Raw genomic sequence first — 22,310 nt, 5'->3', positions numbered from 1 at the left:
GGCCTATGCCCGGTTCCAGGAATTGCCGTGCGAGTGTCGACAGTAAGGATCCGCGTGTCTCCCATGGCCCGCACCGCACCGGTGCCCGCCGCAACAGATCCGGCCATCATCCGGAACTTCTGCATCATTGCCCACATCGACCACGGTAAATCCACCTTGGCCGACCGCATGCTGCAGTACACCGGCGTCGTCAGCAAACGCGACATGAAAGCCCAGTATCTGGACCGCATGGATATCGAACGTGAGCGCGGCATCACCATCAAGTCCCAGGCTGTCCGCATGCCGTGGGAACTTGATGGCAACAGCTACGCACTGAACATGATCGATACTCCCGGCCACGTCGACTTCACCTATGAGGTTTCCCGCTCGCTTGCCGCTTGTGAAGGCGCTGTGCTGCTGGTTGATGCGGCCCAGGGCATTGAGGCACAAACCCTTGCCAACCTGTACCTGGCAATGGAAAACAACCTCACCATCATTCCTGTGCTGAACAAGATCGACCTCCCGGCCGCCCAGCCTGAGAAGTATGCGGCAGAGCTTGCCAACCTCATTGGCGGCGACCCCGAGGACGTCCTCAAGGTCTCCGGTAAAACCGGTGTGGGTGTTGAGGCTCTGCTGGACAAAATTGTCCGCGACCTTCCTGCGCCCGTTGGCGATCCCAATGCGCCGGCACGCGCCATGATTTTCGACTCCGTCTATGACACGTACCGCGGCGTGGTTACCTACGTCCGCGTGGTGGACGGCATGCTCCACCCCCGCGAACGCATCCAGATGATGTCCACCCGTGCAACGCACGAGCTCCTGGAGATTGGTGTCAGCTCTCCGGAGCCCACTCCTTCCAAGGGCTTGGGCGTCGGCGAGGTGGGGTACCTGATCACCGGCGTGAAGGACGTTCGTCAGTCGAAGGTTGGCGATACTGTCACCAACCTGGCCAAGCCTGCCTCGGAGTCGCTCAGCGGCTACGCCGACGCCAAGCCGATGGTCTTCTCCGGTCTCTACCCGCTGGACGGAACGGACTACCCTGTCCTCCGCGACGCCCTCGAAAAGCTGATGCTTAACGATGCCGCTCTGGTTTACGAGCCCGAGACGTCCGCAGCACTGGGCTTCGGATTCCGCGTCGGGTTCCTCGGTTTGCTGCACCTGGAAATTACCCGTGAGCGCCTCGAACGTGAGTACAACCTGGACCTGATCTCGACGGCTCCCAACGTAGAGTACGAGGTGACACTGGAGGACAAGAAGGTCATCCACGTCACGAACCCCAGCGAGTACCCCACGGGCAAGATCTCCGAGGTCCGCGAGCCCATGGTTTCCGCCACCATCCTGGCTCCCAACGAGTTTGTTGGATCCATCATGGAACTGTGCCAGAGCCGCCGTGGCCAAATGCGCGGTATGGACTACCTCTCCGAGGACCGCGTGGAGCTCCGTTACTGGATCCCTTTGGCGGAAATTGTGTTCGACTTCTTCGACCTCCTGAAGTCCAAAACCCGTGGCTACGCTTCGCTGGATTGGAAAGCAGACGGCGAGCAGGTTGCTGACCTCGTCAAGGTGGACATCCTGCTGCAGGGTGAACAAGTGGATGCCTTCAGTGCCATCACCCACCGCGACAAGGCCTACGCCTACGGCGTGATGATGACCGGCAAGCTCCGTGAGCTCATCCCGAGGCAGCAGTTCGAGGTGCCCATCCAGGCAGCCATCGGATCGCGCATCATTGCCCGTGAGAGCATCCGGGCCATCCGCAAGGACGTTCTTGCCAAGTGCTACGGGGGTGACATCACCCGTAAGCGCAAACTGCTGGAAAAGCAGAAGGAAGGCAAGAAGCGCATGAAGATGGTGGGTCGCGTGGAGGTTCCCCAGGAAGCATTCATCGCAGCCCTGACCACCGACGAGTCCAAGGACAAGGCCAAGAAGTAAATGCCCAGCGTCCTACCTTTGGGCGATCCGGCACCTGCGGACGGAGTACTTCCCCCGCAGGTGCTGGACGGCGTGGAGCACCGTAACTTCGGGCTCTACGTCCATATCCCGTTTTGTGCCGTTCGGTGCGGCTACTGTGACTTCAATACCTACACGGCGACCGAGCTTGGCGGCGGGGCCTCCCAGGATGCCTACGCCACAACCGCGGTGTCCGAGCTCGACTTTGCGGCGCTGGCATTGGATGCCTCCGGGCTGCCCCGACGGCGCATGAGTACAGTCTTCTTTGGAGGCGGTACGCCCACGCTCCTCCCCGCGGAAGACCTGGCACGAATCCTGCGGGCCGCCGTGGACCACTGGGGACTTGAGCCCGGCGCCGAGGTCACCACCGAAGCCAATCCCGATTCCGTCACCCCCGAGTCCCTGAAAGTGCTGGCTGACGCCGGATTCACCAGGGTTTCCTTCGGCATGCAATCGGCCGTCCCGCACGTTCTGAAGGTCTTGGACCGCACCCACACCCCCAGTCGAGTGCCGCTTGTGGTCCAGTGGGCCCGTGAGGCCGGACTCGCGGTGAGCCTGGACCTCATTTACGGTACGCCGGGGGAGTCCATGGCGGACTGGCGGTTATCCCTTGAGACAGCACTGTCCTACGAGCCCGATCACATCAGCGCCTACGCATTGATCGTGGAAGATGGCACCAAGCTGGCGGCCCAGATCCGCCGCGGTGAAGTGCCCGGAATTGACGACGACGATCACGCGGCCAAATACGAATTGGCCGATTCGTTGATCTCCGAAGCTGGTTTGAACTGGTACGAGGTCAGCAACTGGTCCCGGACATCCGATCAAGCGTGCCGGCACAATCTGGCCTACTGGCGGGGCGATGACTGGTGGGGCGTCGGCCCCGGTGCGCACTCCCACGTAGGAGGTGTCCGGTGGTGGAACGTCAAGCACCCCACAGCGTACGCAGGACGGTTGGGCGCAGGAAGCTCACCGGCGGCGGGCCGGGAAACCCTGGACGCCGAAACCCGGGAAGTCGAGCGCATCATGCTGGAAGCACGGCTCGGTACAGGCCTTGAAGTGGATGCTTTGGACGCGGTTGGCCGCCATGCAATGGCAGGGCTGATCGCCGACCAACTGGTTGATCCTGCGCAGGCGTTCAAAGGCCGGCTGATCCTTACGCTGAAGGGCCGGCTGCTGGCTGACGCCGTAGTCCGGAGGATTCTCCCCGACTAACCACACGTCCGCTTGAAAAGCGGGGGGAGGTTTACTTGATCCAGCGCAGGTTGAGCTTGTAGCGGTGCGGCTGGCCGTGGTTGACGCGGATTCCGGCCGAGACGGAGAAGCATGTCAGTGCTACCCAGATGCCAGTGGCGATCACGGCAAAGACGTTGCCTACTACCGGCAGCAGAACCAGGATGTTGGCCAGAACCGCAGCGATGGTGGGAGGCAGCGTAAAGTTCAGTGCTTCCTTGGATTCCTGTGCCGTGAAAGGTCCGCGGTCACGGAAGATCAAGTAGATCAGGAGTGATGGCAGGCATCCCAGAATGCCGCCAAAGTGTGCCAAGGTAGCCCACTGCCTGTCCTCGCTGGCGGTCAGTGGCAGCGCATTTGCAGGCGCGCCATGGTACTGGGGCTGGCCTGCGGCGCTGCCCGGTTCTTCAGGAGCGTTCTCTGCCACGGTGTGTTCCCTTTGCTGTAAAGATGGTGCGGTGTTGCTGTCCCAGAATACCGGCCCAGGCAGGCTTCCCGGGACAAGCGCCACGATGACACGTCAGTTGCTGCTGCTTTGAGGGCAATGGTCAGGGAACTGTGAGGAAATCGATGACTTCCTCCACGCGGCCCAGCAGCGAAGCTTCGAGGTCGGCGTAGCTGCGAACCGCTCCGAGAAGCCGTTGCCAGCCCAGTCCTATGTCCTCCGCGGTCTCGTGGGGCCACCCGAAGGCGGTGAGAATCCCGGTCTTCCAGTCGGTGCCGCGGGGCACGGACGGCCAAGCCTCAATTCCCAGGACTTTGGGCCTGATGGCCTGCCAGACATCGATATAGGGGTGTCCGACGATCAGGACATTTCCCGCGGCTCCAGGCACAGTCATGGCATCAGCTGCGATGCGGGACTCTTTGGAGCCGGCCACGAGGTGGTCCACCAGGATGCCGAGGCGCCGGCCGGGACCGGGGTTGAAGGCGGATATTACCGACTTGAGGTCATCGACTCCGTGCAGGGGCTCCACCACAATGCCCTCGACGCGGAGATCGTCGCCCCAGACTTTCTCGACGAGTTCGGCGTCGTGTTTTCCTTCCACCCAAATGCGGCTGGCTTTGGCCACCTGGGCGCGTTGTCCTTGAACCTTCACCGAACCTGATGCCGTGCGCCCCGCCTGAACGGCCGGCGTCGGTTGCCGTGGGGCCGGGGGCATCAACCGGATGGGCTGCCCCTCGAGCAGGAAGCCAAATCCGAGTTGGAACGACTTCGTCTTCCCCCGTCTGTCCTCAAGGGACACAATGTGCATGCCGCCGGTTTTCTCGACCCGGGTGACTTCGCCCACCCAGCCTGACTGGACGTCTTCGAGGACCATCCCGCGTTGGACGGCAACCTCCGGCAGTTGCCGTTTGGCCGGAGCTGACAGATCCTGCGGACCCCACGTGTCGAAAGCCAAGGAGTTCCTACCTTTGTGCTGGGTTGTATAGTGCAGTGCTGATTTGCGCTGGGTTGGGACGGGAAAGTTCAATGCTAGCAACGGGGTGGCTCATACTAGACTGGTTAGCACTTGGGCATGTTGAGTGCTAAGTGGACCCGGTCCCAGAGACCACGGCAGTCGTCAGGAGGTGGAGCAATGAGTGAGCCGCGCAAGTTGGAAGTGCTGCGTGCCATCGTTGAAGATTACGTGCATTCTCGGGAGCCTGTTGGATCGAAGGCCCTTGTTGAACGGCACCATCTCGGTGTTTCAAGCGCCACCATCCGTAACGACATGGCCGTTTTGGAAGAAGAAGGCCTCATTGCAGCGCCGCACACCAGTGCCGGTCGTATTCCCACCGACAAGGGCTATCGCCTGTTCGTCGATCGCATCTCCCAGGTCAAGCCCCTTTCGGCCGCCGAGCGGCGGGCCATCCATTCGTTGCTTGAAGGCCCTGATGATGTCGACGACATCCTGGAGCGCACCGTAAGGCTCCTGTCGCAACTGACCAACCAGGTCGCCGTCGTGCAGTATCCACACTCGAACCGCGCTCTGGTACGGCACGTTGAGTTCGTCCTGTTGGCGCCACAACAGGTTTTGGTGGTGCTGATTGCCGATACCGGCAGCGTCGGCCAGAAGGTCATCGATGCTGGTTCGGACGTGGGCGACGACGCTTTGATGCGACTGAGATCCCGCTTCCTGGGCAGCATCGCAGGGACACAACTGGCCCTGTTGCCGCAGGTGCTTCCATCGGTGATTGCCCTGTGCCCGCCGGAGCTTCGGGGACTGGCCCACACATTGGCCAACGGGCTGCAGGCCCTGAGTGACAACAGCCGCGAAGAACGCATCCTCATGGCCGGTACGGCCAACCTCGCCAGGTCCAACGTGGACTTCCCCTTGAGCATTGGCCCGGTGCTGGAAGCTCTTGAGGAACAAGTTGTCATGCTCCGGTTGTTATCAGACATGGGGGATGACCCCCGTGGCGTCACCGTGAGTATCGGCCGGGAAAATCCCTACGACGGATTGGCAGAAGCTTCCGTTGTCGCCACCGGGTACGGCTCCGGCGCCAAGGTGGGGATTCTGGGGCCAACCCGCATGGATTATCCAACGACCATGGCCGCAGTCCGGGCCGTGGCCCGTTACCTTTCACGCATTCTTGGCGGCTGAAGGCCGTCCCGAAGAAACATCCGCAGTACAACAAGGAAGAGATACCGACTTTGAGCAGCCACTATGACGTTTTGGGAGTCTCGCCGGAAGCCACCGGGGAAGAGATCAAAAAGGCGTACCGCAAGTTGGCGCGGAAACTCCACCCGGACGTAAACCCAGGTGAGGATGTCGCGGAACAGTTCAAGGCCGTGACCCATGCTTATGAGGTCCTGTCCGATCCCCAGAAGCGCCGCGTCTACGATGCCACCGGCAACGAGAATGGAACGGACAACGGGTTTGGTGGCGGATATTCCGGCCAGGGCTTCGCGTTCCAGGACATTTTCGATACGTTCTTTGGTGGTGGCGGCGGTCATGGTGGGCCGGCCTCCCGTGTGCGACGCGGCCAGGACGCACTCATCAGCGTCCGCATCGACCTTAAGGACGCCGTTTTCGGTGTCAACAAGAAGCTTGAAGTGGACACGGCCGTGACCTGCCCCACCTGTGACGGCAGCTGCTGCCGCCCGGGCACCCATCCGGAACGTTGTGACATCTGTGGTGGCAGTGGCCAGGTCCAGCGGGCTGTCCGCTCCATCCTCGGCCAAGTTATGACTGCCGCCCCTTGCGGTTCCTGTGAGGGCTTCGGCACGGTCATCAAGGACCCCTGCAATGAGTGCAACGGCCAAGGCCGCATCCGCAGCCGCCGTTCGCTGACCATCAAGGTTCCTGCCGGTGTTGCCACCGGTACTCGCATCCAGTTGTCCGGCCAGGGTGAAGCAGGGCCCGCAGGCGGCCCGTCCGGCGACCTCTACGTGGAGATCCGTGTCAACAACGATTCCATGTTCATACGCGAAGGCGACGACCTCCACGCCACCCTCAGCGTGCCCATGACGGCCGCGGCGCTGGGTACGGAGTTGCAGCTGGATACCTTCGACGGCGCACAGGACATTGACGTGAAGGCCGGAACCCAGTCAGGCGAGATCATCACCCTCCGGGGCCTGGGTGTCACGCACCTGCGTGGTTACGGCCGCGGCGACCTCAAGGTACACCTCCACGTTGAAACGCCGAGCAAGCTGGATCCGGCGCAGGAAGAATTGTTGCAGCAGCTCGCCAAGCTTCGCGGGGAGCAGTTCACCGAAGGAAAGCTCGTGGCCAGCGGCGGGATGTTCGCCAAGCTTCGGGACAAGCTCGGTAACCTGTAGCGGTGAGCAACCCCGTTTTCTTCACCTCGGCCGGCAGCCTTGGCGATGTCGGCGCCGGCGGTACCTTCGTGCTGGAAGGTCCGGAAGCGCGGCACGCGGTTACGGTCAAGCGACTTGTGGTGGGAGAGCCAGTCGACATAGCCGATGGGGCCGGCGCGCGGTTGACCGGCACGGTCGCCGAGGCCGGGCCCGCGGGCCTGATTGTCACTGCCTCCGACGTTGTCTTTGAAGACCTGCCGGACGTCCGCTTGGTGCTGGTCCAGGCCCTGGCCAAGGGCGACCGTGACGAACTTGCCATCGAGACAGCCACGGAACTCGGAATTGATGCTGTGCTTCCGTGGCAGTCGGAGCGTTCCATTGTTCGATGGAAGGGCGATCGCGCCGCAAAGGCCCACGCCAAGTGGGAGTCCGTGGTCACCGCTGCCGCCAAGCAGGCCCGGCGGGCGTGGATTCCTGAGGTGAGGTCCATGGTGGACACTGGGTCCTTGGCGAACGCTGTTGCCCAGGCTGACCTTGCCATCATCCTGCATGAAGACGCGAAGAATCCCTTGCGGACCGTCCTTGAGGAGTTGGCGGCAACCAACGCCAGCGCTCCCCGCGAGGTGCTGCTGATTGTGGGCCCCGAAGGCGGGATCTCACCCCGCGAAGTAACGCGGCTTAGTGATGCCGGCGCCGTAACGGCACTCTTGGGGCACCATGTCTTGAGGTCCTCGACGGCGGGACCGGCCGCCGTCGTTCTTGCCAGCGACATCCTGGGACGCTGGTAGGAGCGGCCTTGGGCCGCATCCGGCCCCGGGCAGCTACCCGACCCTGAACAGGCGGGTGTCGGTGCTGGTCGCGATGGCGTTGCCCGCGTTGTCTACTTGGGAGACGCGTACCTCGTACTGGCCGGCTTTCAACGTGGCGCCAAAGGTGAACAGGCCATACTGCCCGGGTTCGCCGGTGGCTTGCGTTTGGCCCGTGAGAAGGCTGGCCTTTTCGCCCTTGCCGTTGTCCTGCAGGACCTGCCAGGCGATGGGCTTGGAGCTGTCAGTGCTTCGACCGTTGAACTTGACCAGTCCGGTGGGCAGGGTGGTGTCTTCCTGCGGATCGATGATCCAGAGCGGGGCAACCAGGGAAGCGTCGCGCGTCATTGGTTCCCCCAGCTGCACTTGCCCGAACGCCATATAGTCCTTGTGGCCATCGACCAGGATGACTACTTGGATCTGCTGGCCTGAATTGATGAGCCCTGAGGACGAGGCTGCGGCGGTCGCCGTGTAGACGAGTTGCTGCACTGCCCGCTGCGCCATGCCGGCGTCCAGGTTCGAGTTGAAAGCATCGCGGGAAATATCGACTGTGATGACGTTTTTGCCCGAAATGGAGGTGGCCAGGCTGGCGGGTTCCTGCCAAGGTGTGAAGAAGTCATGATCCAACGGCTTTTCCGCCATCATGATCCTCAGCGCTGTGGTCACAGGATTTCCGTCGCCGGAGATATCCCTGAACTCGCGGTAGAGGTAGACCTCTTCCTTGCTCCGTCCAATCCAGTAGACCGGGATCTTGGTGGAGGCCTGGGTGGTTTCGAGCGGGGCGTTGCTGGCCGGGGCTTCCTGGACGGTCAGCGGCGGCGGAGTGGAGGTGGCCTGGGTGCCACCGCCGTTGGCGATGCAACCGGTCAGGAGGAGGACAGCGAGCATCGCAGGCACGGCAACAGCGGACTTGGTCCGCTTGTTCGCGCCATGAACGTTGCTGGCTGTTTTCTTGATGGTTTTCCTGTCCTGCCCTGCATGGTTTGGCAGCCATTTGTTGGCTGGCGTGCGGGGTTCAGTTTCCACCCGCTATGCCAGCTTGGCACATCGTCGACGGCGGTCGGCCGGGTTTCCGGGGGAGGCCGCCAACTGAAACATGATTGATACCGGCTTGATGCCGAGTTGAGACAAAATGTCCGTACCGGCCCCGGGTGCCCAACGAGGCTGCCGGGAGAGGTCCATCAAAGGCCGGGCTGGCGTAGGATTGAAGACATTCCGGCATGAACGCGGGCAGTCTAAGTCCGCAGCTAATGTCGAATCGATGGCGTTATTATCGACCAACCGGAGGAGAAAAGGCCTGAGGGCCAGCACTATGAGTGAATCTTTGAACGGGCGGCTCAGGACCGGAAACGGCAACCAGCCGCCCAACGAGTTCCCGCACACTTTACCGGGCACGCGCACGGAAGTCGTCACCTTCGACAACTCCGACCAGATGGTTCACTCGCTGGGCAGTCATGACGAGGCCTTGAGGTACATCGAGGAACAGTTCCAGGACGTCAACTTCCATGTCCGCGGCAACGAGCTCTCCATGACCGGGCCATCCACCGTCATCCCCCGCGTCATGCGCCTCCTCGAGGAAGTCCGCGGGTTGGTGGCAAAGGGGACTGTGGTGACGCCGGACGTCCTCCAGCAGCTGGTCTCCCTGCTCAGGGCCCAGTCGGTGCAGAATCCTGCTGATGTGCTGACCCACAACATCCTGTCCAGCCGTGGCAAGACCATCCGTCCGAAGACACTTAACCAGAAGAACTACGTGGATGCCATCGACGCAAACACGGTGATTTTCGGTATCGGTCCAGCTGGCACGGGCAAGACCTACCTGGCCATGGCCAAGGCCGTGCAGGCACTGCAGATGAAGGAAGTCAGCAGGATTATCCTGACGCGGCCTGCTGTGGAGGCAGGGGAGCGGCTGGGGTTCCTGCCCGGTACATTGAGCGACAAGATCGATCCGTACCTTCGACCGCTCTATGACGCCCTCCACGACATGATGGATCCGGAATCCATCCCACGGCTGATGGCTGCGGGCACCATTGAGGTGGCGCCTTTGGCATACATGCGCGGACGCACACTCAATGACGCCTTCATCATTCTTGATGAAGCGCAGAACACCACACCCGAACAGATGAAGATGTTCCTGACCCGCCTCGGCTTTGGTTCAAAAATGGTGGTCACCGGCGACGTCACCCAGATCGACCTTCCGCTGGGCGCGACGTCGGGCCTTCGGATTGTCCGGGAAATCCTGACCGGCATAGACGACGTCAATTTCTCCATTCTTGAGGCGGCCGACGTCGTTCGGCATCGCCTGGTGGCCGACATCGTATCCGCCTACAGCACCTGGGATGACGCGCATCGCAAAGACGCATCAGGCACACATTACAAACGTGGAGAACGTCAATGAGCATTGAAGTCAACAACGAGTCCGGTGTGGCGGTGGACGAAGCCCAGCTGGTGACGTTGTCCCGCTTCATCTTCGAACGGCTCTACATCCATCCGCAGGCGGAGCTTTCCATTCTCCTGGTCGATGAACCCGCCATGGAGAAGCTCCACATCGAACTGATGGATGAGCCCGGGGCCACTGACGTCCTGTCTGTTCCCATGGACGAGCTCACGCCAGGCACCCCGGACAAGCCAACCCCGCAGGGAATGCTGGGCGACATCGCCATCTGCCCCCAGGTAGCCGAAGTGCAGGCCCGCAACGCAGGTCACCCCACCCAGGATGAGATGCTGCTCCTGACAACCCATGGCATCCTCCACCTTCTGGGATTCGACCACGCCGAACCCGAGGAAAAAGAAGAGATGTTCGGTTTGCAGCGCGAACTGCTGTCTGAATTCCTGGGCAAGGATGCCCCCATGGAGACCATGCAGTGACCTGGATCATCCTGGTCGGCATGGCGCTGGTTTTCCTCAGCTTTGTCGCCTTGTTGACGGCTGCTGAGGCCGCGTTCAATTTCCTTCCCCGGCATGAGGCCGAACAATCCATTGTCCGCAGCAAGGGCAAAGCCCTGAGCGGGATCCTCAAAGCTCCCATTGCCCACATGCGCGCCCTGCGTTTCTGGCGTGTGTGGTTCGAGATGGCCGCTGCAGTAGCTGTGGCGGTGGTGCTGCACAGTGTGCTCGACAACGTCTGGCTCGCCGGGCTTGCTGCTACAGGCATCATGGCCGTCATCGGATTCGTCCTGGTGGGGGTGTCGCCGCGGCAGCTGGGGAGGGCGCATTCCGGCCCCGTTGTTCGCTTCACGGCTCCGCTGATCCGCTTCCTCTGCTGGGTTCTCGGCCCCATCCCCGGGTGGCTCGTGGCCCTTGGCCAGGCAGTGGCTCCTGGCGCCCCCAGCGGTGATGACGCATTCGTCAGCGAGGAAGAGTTCCGGGAATTCGTGGACCGCGCCGCCGAGTCGGACATGATCGAGGACAATGAGGCTGAACTCATCCATTCGGTCTTCGACTTCGGCGACACGTTGGTTCGTTCCGTGATGGTTCCCCGCACAGACATTGTCAGCATCGGTACCGGCTCGGACCTCGAGACGGCCATGGGCCTCTTCTTGCGGTCGGGCTATTCCAGGATTCCGGTCATCGGGGAGAACACGGACCAGATCCGTGGAATCCTTTATTTGAAGGATGTCGCCGCCGCCATGCATCGAGGGGAACCCGGACTGCAGGCACACGACGTCGACTCCCTCGCCCGGGACGTCCGGTACGTCCCTGAATCCAAGCTCGTAAGTGACCTTCTCAGGGAACTGCAGCAGGAATCCACCCACGTGGCGATCGTGATCGATGAGTACGGTGGTACTGCCGGACTGGTGACCCTTGAGGACCTGATCGAGGAGATCGTGGGCGAGATCGTGGATGAATACGATGCCGCCGCAGAAGAAGCAGTGGACCTTGGCGACGGCACTTTCCGGGTCAGCGCCCGTATGAGCATCGACGACCTCGGTGAATTGTTCGACATTGACCTCGACGACGACGAGGTGGACACCGTGGGCGGCCTCCTCGCGAAGGCCCTGGGACAGGTCCCGATTGTCGGCAGCTCAGTTGACGTGGATGGAATATCACTCAGGGCGGATAGGCTTGAGGGTCGCCGAAACAGGGTCAGCCACATCATTGCGGCAGCCATGCCAAAGGAAGACACTGACTTTGAAGACCTACTCGATGACGCCGACTCAACGCAACAGGGAGTTCCACGTGAGCAAGCAAAATAAGAAATTCGATGCCGATAATGACTTCGGTGGCTTCCACGCAGGCTTCTCTGTGCTGGTGGGTCGGCCCAATGCGGGCAAGTCGACACTGACCAATGCCTTGGTTGGCCAGAAGGTGGCCATCACCTCGGCCAAGCCGCAGACCACGCGGCACACGATCCGTGGCATCGTCCACCGCGAGGATGCGCAACTGATCCTCGTGGACACTCCTGGTTTGCACAGGCCGCGTACGTTGCTGGGTAAGCGGCTCAATGATCTCGTAGCCGATACCTTGTCCGAAGTGGACGCCATTGGATTCTGCTTGCCGGCGAACGAGAAGATCGGCCCCGGCGACAAATACATCGCAGCTCAACTGGCGGCCGTGGGTAGAAAGCCGATCATTGCCCTCGTGACCAAAACCGACCTTGTTGACCGCCAGGCCCTGACCGAGCAATTGCTCGCTGTCGCTGCCTTGGGACGCGATGTCCTGGGCGAGCAGGGCTGGGCCGACATCGTCCCCGTTTCAGCGGCCGACGGCTTCCAGGTCTCCACTGTCGCGGACGTATTGATAAGCCACATGCCGTCCTCGCCCCCGCTGTACCCGGACGGTGAACTGACGGACGAGCCCGAGGCCGTCATGATTGCGGAACTTATCCGGGAGGCTGCCCTGGAAGGTGTCCGCGACGAACTTCCCCACTCGCTGGCCGTGGTGGTCGAAGAAATCGTTCCCCGTGAAGGTCGAACCGAGGACAACCCTCTCCTGGACGTTCGGGTCAACCTTTATGTCGAGCGACCCTCACAGAAGGCCATCATCATCGGCAAGGGTGGAAGCCGGCTGCGTGAAGTCGGTACCAACGCACGGAAGGGCATCGAGACCCTCCTGGGCACTCGAATCTACCTGGATCTGCACGTCAAGGTGGCCAAGGACTGGCAGCGGGATCCCAAACAATTGGTCAAACTCGGGTTCTAACGGGCAAGACACGTCCCGGCATCGTAGAGGTGCGATAAGGAACTTCCCAGATTCGGCAACTATGATGGCGGGAATCCACGTGTTTGAGGAAAGGTAAACCGAATAGTGCGACGTCGTGACGCCCGCCCGCAGGGCACCGGCACCGCTGGCCCCGTTGCGGGTCGCCATGGAGAGGATGCCGACGGCACTCCCCGCCACATGAAGGCACGCAAGGGACTCCCGCTGTGGCTGAAGATTGTTACCGGCGTTGTCTCCGTTGCCCTGGTTGCAGGCGTTGCCTTTGCCGCCTTTTGGTTCATCCGGCTGCAAAACAACATCACCAAGGCTCCGTTGAGTGCAGGGGAGAACCGTGACAGCGGTGAAGCCCTGGCCAATGACAAGTCCGACCGCCTGCAAATCCTCATCCTTGGTTCTGACACCCGTGACGGAAAAAACTCGGACTACGGCAGCACGGAAGACTCCACTGGCTACGGTCATTCGGACGTCATGATGCTGCTGGATATTTCCGCAGACAACAAGCGTGTGAGTGTCATGAGCTTCCCGCGTGACCTGCTGGTGGACGTGCCGCAATGCACCGACCGGACCAACAACCAGACGTTCCCCGCCCGCAGCGGTGTCATGATCAACGAGGCCATGGCTGAGGCGGGTATTGGCTGCGCTGTCGACACTGTCAACAAATTGACCGGCCTGGAAATCGACCACTTCATGATGGCGGACTTCAACGCCGTCAAGGAGTTGTCACACGCTGTTGGCGGCGTAAACGTGTGTGTCAGTGATCCCGTCTTTGACCCGGACTCCCGTCTTCGCCTGCCCAAGGGTGATTCCCTGGTTGAAGGCGAACAAGCCTTGGCCTTCCTGCGGACGCGCCATGCATTCGGTGATGGCGGCGATCTCGGCCGCATCAAGGGACAACAGGCTTTCCTCTCGTCCCTGACCAGGAAGCTCAAAGACGAAGGAACGTTGGGCAACCCACAGAGGCTCCTGCAGATCGCCGACGTCGTCACCCAGAACCTCACCGTTGATGAGGGCCTGGCATCCGTTCCATCGCTGTTGACCATCGGCGGGCGATTGAAGGACATTGACGTTTCCAAGGTGGCGTTCGTGGCCGTTCCTACCCAGGCAGCAGCAGTGGATCCGAACAGGCTGGAGCTTGTGGAACCCCAGTCCTCACAGCTTTTTGCAGCTTTGCGGGCAGACCTTGACCTGACCACACCTGGGGCGACGTCGTCGCCTGGTGCCACTGAAAGTCCCGCACCCCAGCCCACAGCATCGACTCCTGCGGTCCCCGCCTACGACAAAGCGATCCAGCCGGTGGCAGTCGCGAATGGGAGCGGAGTAGCAGCGCGGGCCCAAGAGATCATGACGGTTCTGACAGGCGGTGGCTTCACCCAGGCGGTTTCGTATTTGGCGAACCCTGTTGACCAGACAGTGATCTACTACGGGGCCGGCTTCGCCGACGTCGCTGCGGACGTCGCTGCGCTCTACGGTATTCCGGCGGCCCAGGTGCAGCAGGCTCCCGGCGTGGCGGGTGTTCAGCTGTATGTTGGTACTGATTTTGGCACCGGCACTTCCTACGGAGCCACCTCTGTGCCCTCGGACGTCGTCAACCAGACCGCCAAAGACGCCGTCTGCCAACAAGTGAATCCGTTGTACATCGACCAATAGTCGGTACCTAGACCAGCAGCGGGCTGCGAGGCAGCCATGCACGGAAGAGGCCGGGCCAGTTCTTCATGAACTGACCCGGCCTCATCTTTCCGGTACTACCAGATGCTGACGCGGTCTCCGGATTCCATCCACATTCCATCCGCTGCGCTGATAGCAAATGCTTCATGGAAAGCATCAAGGTTGCGGGCAATGGCGTTGGTGCGGAACTCGTTGGGGGAGTGCGGATCGGTGGCCAGCCGTCGGATCGCCTCTTCGCGGCGGATCACTTGGCGCCAGCCTGCTGCCCACGACATAAAGAAGCGTTGCTGGCCAGTGAATCCGTCGATCTTCTCAGGCTCAGCGCCATCCAGACTGAGAAGGTAGGCCTTGTAGGCGATGGTCAGGCCGCCGAGGTCGCCGATGTTCTCGCCGAGGGTGAGTTTGCCGTTCACCTTGTGGTCGGGCGCCGCGTAGGGGGAGAGGGCGTCGTATTGTGCCACCAACTTGGCCGTGAGGGTTTCGAACGCGGTCCGGTCCTCTTCAGTCCACCAGTTGCGCAATGCCCCGCTTCCGTCGAACTGCGATCCTTGGTCGTCGAAGCCGTGGCCGATCTCGTGGCCGATGACGGCACCGATTCCGCCATAATTCACAGCGTCATCAGCATCTGCAGTGAAGAAGGGTGGCTGGAGAATTGCGGCCGGAAAGACGATCTCATTCAGCATGGGGTGATAGTAGGCATTGACCGTCTGGGGTGTCATGAGCCATTTGTTGAGGTCAACCGGTTTGCCGATCTCGTCCAGGTGACGATCGACATCAGCGTCATGCGCGCGCTCCACGTTGCCCAACAGATCTGATGGATCGATGTCCACGGCGGAGTAGTCGATCCATTTTCCCGGGAAGCCAATCTTGGGGCGGAAGGCCTCCAGCTTCTTGAGCGCTTCCTTCTTGGTTTCCTCACCCATCCACTCCAGGGAGGAGATGCTGTCACGGTATGCCTCGATCAGATTGGCGACGAGCGTCTCCATCCTTTCTTTGTGGCCCGCGGGGAAGTGTCGCTCCACGTAGATTTGTCCGACGGCTTCGCCAAGTGCCGCTTCGACAACGGCAACTCCACGCTTCCAGCGCTCCTTGTTCTGTGGCGTGCCGCTGAGTGTAGTGCCGTAGAAATCGAAGTTGGTGGTCACGAAATCAGACGAGAGGTACGGGGCAGCAGAGCTCAGGACCCTGAGTGTCAACCATTCCTTCCACGTTCCCAACGGCTCGGACTCCAGCAGGCCTGCAGCGCCGGCGAAGAAGTCCGGGGTGCTGACCACGATCTCGTTTCGCTTTGCAGGGTCCACGCGGGCGGCCTGGAACCAGGTGTCCAGCAGGGGGAACAGCTCCGATGCTTCCTCTGCCGACTTGAGGTTGTAGGTCTTCTGGGGATTCCGCAGCGTGACGTTGTCCCAGTGGTGCGCAGCCAAAGCAGTTTCGAGAGCGACGATGCGCGTTGAAGCTGCTTCGGCGTCCTGGATGCCGGCGAGGGCGAGCAGCTTGGCAATGTACTGGCTGTAGGCCGTCACGGTGCCGGCAAACTTTTCTTCCCTGTAGTAGGACTCGTCCGGTAGTCCAAGTCCGCCCTGCCCGATGTACAGGAGGATGCGCTCGGGGTTACCGGCATCAGGGGCCGGATAGATGGAGAAGAGCCCGGACACATCGGAGCGGAACAGGCGGCCGATCAGGGCGGCCAGTTCCTGGGTTGATCCCACCGCGTGGACTTCCTCGAGCCGGCCTCGTATGGGGTCGGCTCCTTTGGCCTCTGCTGCGGCCTCATCCATGAAGCTCGCGTAGAGTCCACCTACCTGCTGCTCGACGCCGGTTGCCGACTCTCCTTTGCCTGCAGCTTCTTCGATAATCGCTTTGACGGCCAACTCCGCTCCGTCCCGCAAAGCGGTGAACGTGCCTTCCAGCGGCCTGTCGTCAGGAATGGTTGTGCTGTTGAGCCACGCGCCGTTGACGTGTTGGTAGAGGTCGTCCTGGGGCCGGACGCTGTGATCGATGTTCGAAAGAGTGATCCCCGACTGTGGCACTGTGGCTCCTTGTGTGGACGCAGCAGCCGGCGTTGCCACCGTCGCTGCGTCTGCATAGTGGACGTTGCATGAGGTGTTGCACTGTCATCATACGCATCGTGTTACTGTGATTTTGTGCGTACGGCGATGCTTCTTCTTAGCTGCCGCGGCGGGGCCTGAAAGCTATCTGAAGCTGGGCCATCCTCGCCGCGGAGTTCCGTTGTGTCCGGCTAAGCTTTCATTTAGTTCTTAGAGAAAAGGCCACACGTCATGCGTAATGCACAAAAGCCCTCCGGTATGCCGATTCACCGCTACCTGCCGTTCCAGGACCAGATCACCGTAGAAGTTCCTGACCGCACGTGGCCGGACAAGGTCATCACCAAGGCCCCGCGTTGGTGCGCGGTTGACCTGCGCGATGGAAACCAGGCCCTGATCGACCCCATGAGCCCGGCACGTAAGCTGAAGATGTTCCAGTTGCTCGTGAAAATGGGGTACAAGGAAATTGAAGTCGGATTCCCTTCGGCATCCCAGACCGACTTCGACTTCGTCCGCCAGCTCATTGAGGGCGGCCACATCCCTGACGACGTCAGCATCCAGGTCCTGACCCAGGCACGTGAGCACCTGATCGAGCGAACGTACGAGTCCCTGGTGGGTGCCAAGCAGGCGATCGTCCACCTGTACAACTCCACCTCTGTGTTGCAAAGGCGTGTGGTCTTCAACCAGGACGAAGACGGAATCCTGGATATCGCGTTGCAGGGTGCCCGCCTGTGCAAGAAGTACGAAGAGACACTCGAAGATACCCACATCACCTATGAATACTCGCCGGAGTCCTTCACGGGAACCGAGCTCGAGTACGCGGCCCGCGTCTGCAACGCCATTGCCGATGTCTTTGAGGCATCTGCCGACAACCAGGTCATCATCAACCTGCCGGCCACTGTGGAGATGGCAACCCCGAACGTCTACGCCGACTCCATCGAGTGGATGCACCGTAACCTGCACCCCCGCGAGGGCATCATCATTTCCCTGCACCCACACAACGACCGCGGCACGGGCGTGGCTGCTGCCGAACTCGGTTACCTGGCCGGTGCTGACCGGATTGAAGGTTGCTTGTTCGGCAACGGAGAGCGCACCGGCAATGTGGACCTCGTAACGCTGGGGTTGAACATGTTCGTGCAGGGCGTGGACCCCATGATCGACTTCTCCGATATCGATGAAGTCCGCCGCACGGTGGAGTACTGCAACCAGTTGCCGGTTCCGGAGCGTTCGCCGTACGGTGGCGACCTCGTTTTCACGGCGTTTTCCGGTTCGCACCAGGACGCCATCAAGAAGGGTTTCGAAGCCCTGGAAAAGGACGCTGCTGCGGCCGGCACCTCGGTGGACGACTTCACCTGGCAGGTTCCTTACCTGCCCGTCGATCCAAAGGACCTCGGCCGCAGCTATGAAGCCGTGATCCGGGTCAACTCGCAATCAGGCAAGGGCGGGGTTGCCTACCTGCTGAAGAACGAGCACAATTTGGACCTGCCCCGCCGGGCACAGATTGAGTTTTCCGGAGTCATCCAGCGTCGCACCGACGCTGTGGGCGGCGAGGTCAGCGGTGCCCAGCTGTGGCAGGTCTTCCAGGATGAGTACCTGCCGTCCGACGAAGAGCAGGCACAGTGGGGTCGCTACGCGCTGGGCAGTGTAAGCACTGAGACTGACGAGTCCGGCGCCATGACCATGAATGCCAACCTGCGGATCGACGGCGTGGAGGTTCGGCGGACCGGGCACGGCAACGGTCCCATCGCTGCACTGTTGGACATCCTGCACCACGACGGCGTTGACGTCCGTGTGCTTGATTACAGCGAGCATGCCCTGTCCGAGGGCGGCAGTGCCAGCGCTGCAGCCTACGTTGAATGTGCCGTCGGCGAGCGGGTCCTGTGGGGCGTGGGGATTGACCCCAGCACCACCACATCATCCCTCAAGGCCCTGATTTCGGCCGTGAACCGTGCCGTGCGGGACGCCCGGGCCTAAGGTATCTGCCGTGTGGTGACGGGAAATACCGTCACCACACGGTCCGGCGGTCACCGCGCGGTCCAGTCATAGTGCGAAGATTAGTTGTGGCCAATCCGTCGTTTGCAGCACGGTCCTACAGGGACGATGCCGTGGTGCTCCGTACCCACAAGCTGGGCGAAGCGGATCGCATCATCACTCTCTTGACCAAGCACCACGGTCAAGTTCGGGCCGTCGCCAAGGGCGTGCGCAGGACCAGCAGCCGTTTCGGCGCTCGTCTGGAGCCGTTCATGGTGGCGGATTTGCAGCTTGTATCCGGGCGGACGCTGGACATCGTGACACAGGCTGTGGCCAAGGGCGCCTATGGAAGCAGTATTGCCGCAGACTATGGCAGGTTCACCGTGGCCGCTGCCATGACGGAGACCGCCGAAAAACTGACGGACGCCGATACCGAGTCCGGGACCGCCCAATACAACCTGCTGGTGGGCGCCTTGGCCGCATTGAGCCGTTCAGACCATCCACCGGAACTTATCCTGGACTCCTATTTGCTGCGGGCTTTGGCCACCGGAGGTTGGGCCCCGAGTTTCACCGATTGCGCCCGGTGTGGCCGTCCGGGGCCCCACACGGCCTTTGCCGCTCCTGTTGGCGGCATGGTGTGCAGCGACTGCCGTCCTCCGGGTTCACCGGCGCCGGCCGCGGAGACAGTGGTGCTTCTCAGTGCATTACTGACAGGCAATTGGGGCGTGGCGGATGCATCGGATGCCCGGCATCGGCGTGAAGCCGCAGGACTGGTTGCCACCTACCTGCAATGGCATTTGGAACGGGCGCTGAAATCACTCAAACACGTGGAGCGAAGCTGACAGTGGCACTTGGTAAGAAGAGCAAGACAACACCGGCCAGGACGGCGCCGGTCATAGCGCCCTACGGGCACCCCTCCGGTGCAGTGCCGCCTGGTATTCCCAGTAAACTTATTCCGCAGCACGTGGCAATCGTCATGGACGGGAACGGGCGATGGGCAAACCAGCGGGGACTTCCCCGCATCGAGGGGCATAAGGCCGGCGAGCCTGCCTTGCTTGATGTGATGGCGGGGGCGATTGAACTGGGAATCAAGTACGTCAGCGTCTATGCCTTTTCAACGGAGAACTGGCGCCGATCGCCCGAAGAGATCCGCTTTCTCATGGGATTTAACAAGGATGTACTACGACGCCAGCGGAACCAATTGGATGAGTGGGGCGTGCGCATCCGCTGGGCAGGAAGGCGCCCGCGGCTTTGGGGTTCTGTCATCAAGGAACTTGAAGAAGCCGAGGAATACACGAAAGCCAACGACACGTGCACGTTGACCATGTGTGTTAACTACGGCGGCCGAGCCGAGATCGCCGACGCAGTCTCTGCCATTGCCCACGATGTCGCCGAAGGGCGTTTGAAACCCGGATCGGTATCCGAGAAAACCATCCAGAGGTACCTGGATGAGCCAGACCTCCCGGATGTAGACCTTTTTCTTCGCAGTTCGGGTGAGCAGCGGCTCTCCAATTTCCTGCTGTGGCAGTCCGCGTATGCGGAGTTCGTCTTCATGGACACGCTGTGGCCGGATGTCGACAGGCGGACGCTGTGGGACGCCGTCGAGATCTATGCCAAGCGCGACAGGCGCTACGGAGGGGCCGTGGACGCGGCTGCCACCGGCAAATAGCACGCCCCGGCTACATCAGTAAGGGTAGCCAGCGAGCCATACCGCTACATCGCGATACGCCTGTTGACGGACGGTGCGCCGTGAGAGAAAGACATCATGAAGCGCACCTGGATACCGGAAGACGGCGGTGCGGCGGGCTAATCCAAGGGCCCTCCGCGAGGTTTCCTCAACGTCGATGACCGCGTCGGCCCGCATCAGGTCAGCGGTCCACTCCGCCTGGATCCGTGTCCTCCCGGACAACAGCACAAGGACGGGCGCATCGATGGTGAGCTTGCGTTCCACCGCAGCGTGCCCGGCCAGGACGGCTTTGGTCCACCCTGCGCGGATGGGGAATGAAGCCCGCGGACGCCATAGGGGATCCAGCATCCACTCGCCATGTGCCGCATTGCTGACGCTCTCCCAGTAGGCCGGCATCTCAGGAAAGCGGAAGGGGCGCTTGGGGTCCGTACGTGCAAAGGGTTCCACCAGGTGCATGGCGATGCTGCGGACGAGGCTGCTGCCCTGAAGCTCCAGCCATGGGGAATTCAGGACCAACGTGCCCAACCGGCCCGGGTTGCGATCGGCCCAGAGCGCCGCGATCAAACCTCCCAGGGAATGGGCCAACATGTGGATGGTTGGCGCAGTGGTGTTGCCGGTCCGTGCAGCCACGTCCCGTTCAATCTCCACCAGCGAAGCTGCCAGGTCTTCGTCGTAGGCGTTGAGGTCCGTAATGTAGCCGGGTGTCTGTCCAGGCAGCAGGCTGCGGCCGAATTTCCGGAGGTCCACTGCGTAGAAGTGAAAACCCGACGCCGTGAGGTACTCAGCCAATTCGGTCTGCAGGAAGTAGTCGGCCCAACCATGCAGGTAGAGGACAACCCTGGGCGCCCCACCTGGATCGGCCGGGACCGCACGGCGTCTTCTCTTGGTGAAGGACGACAGGAAGTCAAGAATGCCATTCTGGGTGGCTTGCGGCGCAGGTGGAGCGTACCGGATGAGTGTGGCGTGGACAGGACCTTCTTCGTCAGGCTTGAGCGGCAGGTCCATGCATTCGTAGCCATGACCCAGGACGTCGCGTCGCCACTCGGTTCCAAGCCCCTCCGTGGTGTTCATATGTCCCCCTCCTGCCGCTCTGCCGGCACATCGTTGTGCATGAACCCCTTGATCCACCGCGCAAGCCGCGCATAGGCGTCTTTGCGCACTGCCGGTGCGGAGAGGAAGACGTCGTGGAGGCCGCCGTCGATGCGTTCCAGAGTGACGCTCCGGCCCAGCGCCATGGCTCGGAGGGCGATAACTCCAACATCCAGCACGGCATCCGAACGGCGCATGGACTCCTGCCACACCATGCCATTGGCGCTGGCCGAAGACATCAGGACGAGGACAGGCACATCGAGGTTCAGCCCGCGGGCAACCTGGGAATGCCCGGCAAATACGGCACTGAGCCACCCGGCCCGGACCGGGAAAGCCAGCGGTGGACGATAATTTTCGTCCAACGCCCATTCACCCTCCGCAGTACTGCTGATGCTGCGGAAGTAGAAACCCCGCTCCGGCAGTTTCAGGACGGTTTCCGGCCTGAACTTTGCGATGGGAGCCACCATGGCCTGCGCAGCCCGCCGCACCAATGAACTGCCGTGCATTTCCAACCACGGGCTGTCGAGAATGAGGAATTGGATGGATTCGGGGTGGCGGCTCGCCCATAGTGCGGCCACCAGCCCACCGGTGGAGTGGCCCATCAGGGTCACGCTGCCTTCCGGCGACGGCGCTGTGTGGTTCCGGATGATGCCCAGCGCCTGGTTGATCTCGGCGTCATAATCCGTCAGGTTTGCCACGTAGCCGCCGGGCATGTCCGTCTTCAGGCTTCGGCCGTGGTTGTGCATATCCAGGGCGTAAAAATCGTAGCCCTGCCCTGCCCAGAACCTGGCAAGTTCGGTGTTGAAGAAGTAGTCGCTCCACCCGTGCAGAAACAGGACCGCGCCGTAGCGCCTGGGAGCACCCCGGGAATCGTTTTGCTCTGCCCGATGGCGGATCAGGGTGGCGTGGCGGGTCACGCCGTCGGGTCCTGTGGCATCAACGCCGCAGGATTGGAAGTCAGTACCCAGGATGTCAGCCGTCCACTCCATGGC

The 22,310-nt window shown here is 61.6% G+C and carries 19 protein-coding genes; 13 read left to right on the top strand and 6 right to left on the bottom strand.

Going from position 1 to position 22,310, the window contains the following annotated elements:
* Nucleotides 1-54: 54 nt before the first annotated feature.
* Both lepA and hemW read left to right on the top strand, forming a co-directional pair.
* Entirely contained in the window at nt 55-1,908 is a 1,854-nt protein-coding gene (gene lepA, locus RQH14_RS08895; RefSeq protein WP_024816799.1) for a translation elongation factor 4, read from the top strand.
* On the top strand, nt 1,909-3,138 hold the full coding sequence (hemW, locus tag RQH14_RS08890; protein ID WP_311212923.1) for a radical SAM family heme chaperone HemW: 1,230 nt from the start codon (nt 1,909-1,911) through the stop codon (nt 3,136-3,138).
* 31 nt (nt 3,139-3,169) lie between these two features.
* On the opposite strand, the gene RQH14_RS08885 is transcribed toward hemW, so the two are convergent.
* Entirely contained in the window at nt 3,170-3,583 is a 414-nt protein-coding gene (locus RQH14_RS08885) for a DUF4870 domain-containing protein (protein ID WP_311212922.1), read from the bottom strand.
* A 121-nt stretch (nt 3,584-3,704) separates the two neighbouring features.
* Complete coding sequence (locus tag RQH14_RS08880; RefSeq protein WP_311212921.1) at nt 3,705-4,556, bottom strand: DUF3097 domain-containing protein; 852 nt, start codon at nt 4,554-4,556, stop codon at nt 3,705-3,707.
* Between the two features lie 177 nt (nt 4,557-4,733).
* Between RQH14_RS08880 and hrcA the strand changes: the two genes are divergently transcribed.
* Genes hrcA through RQH14_RS08865 form a run of 3 tightly spaced genes read left to right on the top strand, consistent with a single transcriptional unit; the run spans nt 4,734 to nt 7,686 of the window.
* Nucleotides 4,734-5,741, top strand: a complete 1,008-nt coding sequence (gene hrcA, locus RQH14_RS08875) for a heat-inducible transcriptional repressor HrcA (RefSeq protein ID WP_311212920.1) — start codon at nt 4,734-4,736, stop codon at nt 5,739-5,741.
* A 50-nt stretch (nt 5,742-5,791) separates the two neighbouring features.
* The gene (dnaJ, locus tag RQH14_RS08870) at nt 5,792-6,919 is read left to right on the top strand and encodes a molecular chaperone DnaJ (RefSeq protein WP_311212919.1); all 1,128 of its coding nucleotides are present in this window, start codon (nt 5,792-5,794) and stop codon (nt 6,917-6,919) included.
* 2 nt (nt 6,920-6,921) lie between these two features.
* A complete protein-coding gene (locus tag RQH14_RS08865; RefSeq protein ID WP_311212918.1) occupies nt 6,922-7,686 on the top strand; it encodes a 16S rRNA (uracil(1498)-N(3))-methyltransferase in 765 nt (254 codons plus the stop codon).
* A 33-nt stretch (nt 7,687-7,719) separates the two neighbouring features.
* On the opposite strand, the gene RQH14_RS08860 is transcribed toward RQH14_RS08865, so the two are convergent.
* Entirely contained in the window at nt 7,720-8,592 is an 873-nt protein-coding gene (locus tag RQH14_RS08860) for a GerMN domain-containing protein (protein ID WP_311213069.1), read from the bottom strand.
* Nucleotides 8,593-9,016: 424 nt separating this feature from the next.
* Between RQH14_RS08860 and RQH14_RS08855 the strand changes: the two genes are divergently transcribed.
* The 5 genes from RQH14_RS08855 to RQH14_RS08835 all read left to right on the top strand — a co-directional run bounded on the left by RQH14_RS08855 (nt 9,017) and on the right by RQH14_RS08835 (nt 14,508).
* Complete coding sequence (locus RQH14_RS08855) at nt 9,017-10,099, top strand: PhoH family protein (RefSeq protein ID WP_311212917.1); 1,083 nt, start codon at nt 9,017-9,019, stop codon at nt 10,097-10,099.
* On the top strand, nt 10,096-10,569 hold the full coding sequence (gene ybeY, locus RQH14_RS08850) for an rRNA maturation RNase YbeY (protein WP_089595199.1): 474 nt from the start codon (nt 10,096-10,098) through the stop codon (nt 10,567-10,569). The genes RQH14_RS08855 and ybeY overlap by 4 nt, the downstream gene beginning before the upstream one ends.
* Nucleotides 10,566-11,897: a hemolysin family protein gene (locus RQH14_RS08845; protein ID WP_311212916.1), complete on the top strand. Its 1,332-nt coding sequence runs from the start codon at nt 10,566-10,568 to the stop codon at nt 11,895-11,897. The genes ybeY and RQH14_RS08845 overlap by 4 nt, the downstream gene beginning before the upstream one ends.
* Entirely contained in the window at nt 11,881-12,843 is a 963-nt protein-coding gene (gene era / locus RQH14_RS08840; protein WP_311212915.1) for a GTPase Era, read from the top strand. Before RQH14_RS08845 ends, era begins: the two co-directional genes overlap by 17 nt.
* A gap of 105 nt (nt 12,844-12,948) precedes the next feature.
* Complete coding sequence (locus tag RQH14_RS08835) at nt 12,949-14,508, top strand: LCP family protein (RefSeq protein ID WP_311212914.1); 1,560 nt, start codon at nt 12,949-12,951, stop codon at nt 14,506-14,508.
* Nucleotides 14,509-14,603: 95 nt separating this feature from the next.
* Here the strand turns inward: RQH14_RS08835 and RQH14_RS08830 are convergent, their stop codons facing one another.
* Nucleotides 14,604-16,556: a M13-type metalloendopeptidase gene (locus tag RQH14_RS08830; protein WP_311212913.1), complete on the bottom strand. Its 1,953-nt coding sequence runs from the start codon at nt 16,554-16,556 to the stop codon at nt 14,604-14,606.
* Nucleotides 16,557-16,805: 249 nt separating this feature from the next.
* On the opposite strand from RQH14_RS08830, the gene leuA reads away from it, so the two are divergent.
* From leuA to RQH14_RS08815, 3 genes are all read left to right on the top strand, one after another.
* The gene (leuA, locus tag RQH14_RS08825; RefSeq protein ID WP_089595194.1) at nt 16,806-18,545 is read left to right on the top strand and encodes a 2-isopropylmalate synthase; all 1,740 of its coding nucleotides are present in this window, start codon (nt 16,806-16,808) and stop codon (nt 18,543-18,545) included.
* An 86-nt stretch (nt 18,546-18,631) separates the two neighbouring features.
* Nucleotides 18,632-19,384: a DNA repair protein RecO gene (gene recO, locus RQH14_RS08820; protein ID WP_311212912.1), complete on the top strand. Its 753-nt coding sequence runs from the start codon at nt 18,632-18,634 to the stop codon at nt 19,382-19,384.
* Between the two features lie 2 nt (nt 19,385-19,386).
* Nucleotides 19,387-20,211 (top strand): isoprenyl transferase, encoded by an 825-nt coding sequence (locus RQH14_RS08815; RefSeq protein WP_311212911.1) that lies wholly within the window; start codon nt 19,387-19,389, stop codon nt 20,209-20,211.
* Nucleotides 20,212-20,226: 15 nt separating this feature from the next.
* On the opposite strand, the gene RQH14_RS08810 is transcribed toward RQH14_RS08815, so the two are convergent.
* Both RQH14_RS08810 and RQH14_RS08805 read right to left on the bottom strand, forming a co-directional pair.
* Entirely contained in the window at nt 20,227-21,300 is a 1,074-nt protein-coding gene (locus tag RQH14_RS08810) for an alpha/beta hydrolase (protein WP_311212910.1), read from the bottom strand.
* On the bottom strand, nt 21,297-22,307 hold the full coding sequence (locus RQH14_RS08805; protein ID WP_311212909.1) for an alpha/beta hydrolase: 1,011 nt from the start codon (nt 22,305-22,307) through the stop codon (nt 21,297-21,299). Before RQH14_RS08805 ends, RQH14_RS08810 begins: the two co-directional genes overlap by 4 nt.
* Between the last annotated feature and the right edge of the window lie 3 nt (nt 22,308-22,310).

The organism is Arthrobacter sp. WCS2018Hpa-7 (assembly GCF_031843805.1).
In the GTDB taxonomy this organism is placed as follows: Bacteria; Actinomycetota; Actinomycetes; order Actinomycetales; family Micrococcaceae; genus Arthrobacter.
Note: the sequence above shows the minus strand (reverse complement) of the source record. Positions and strands in the feature narration are given on the sequence as shown.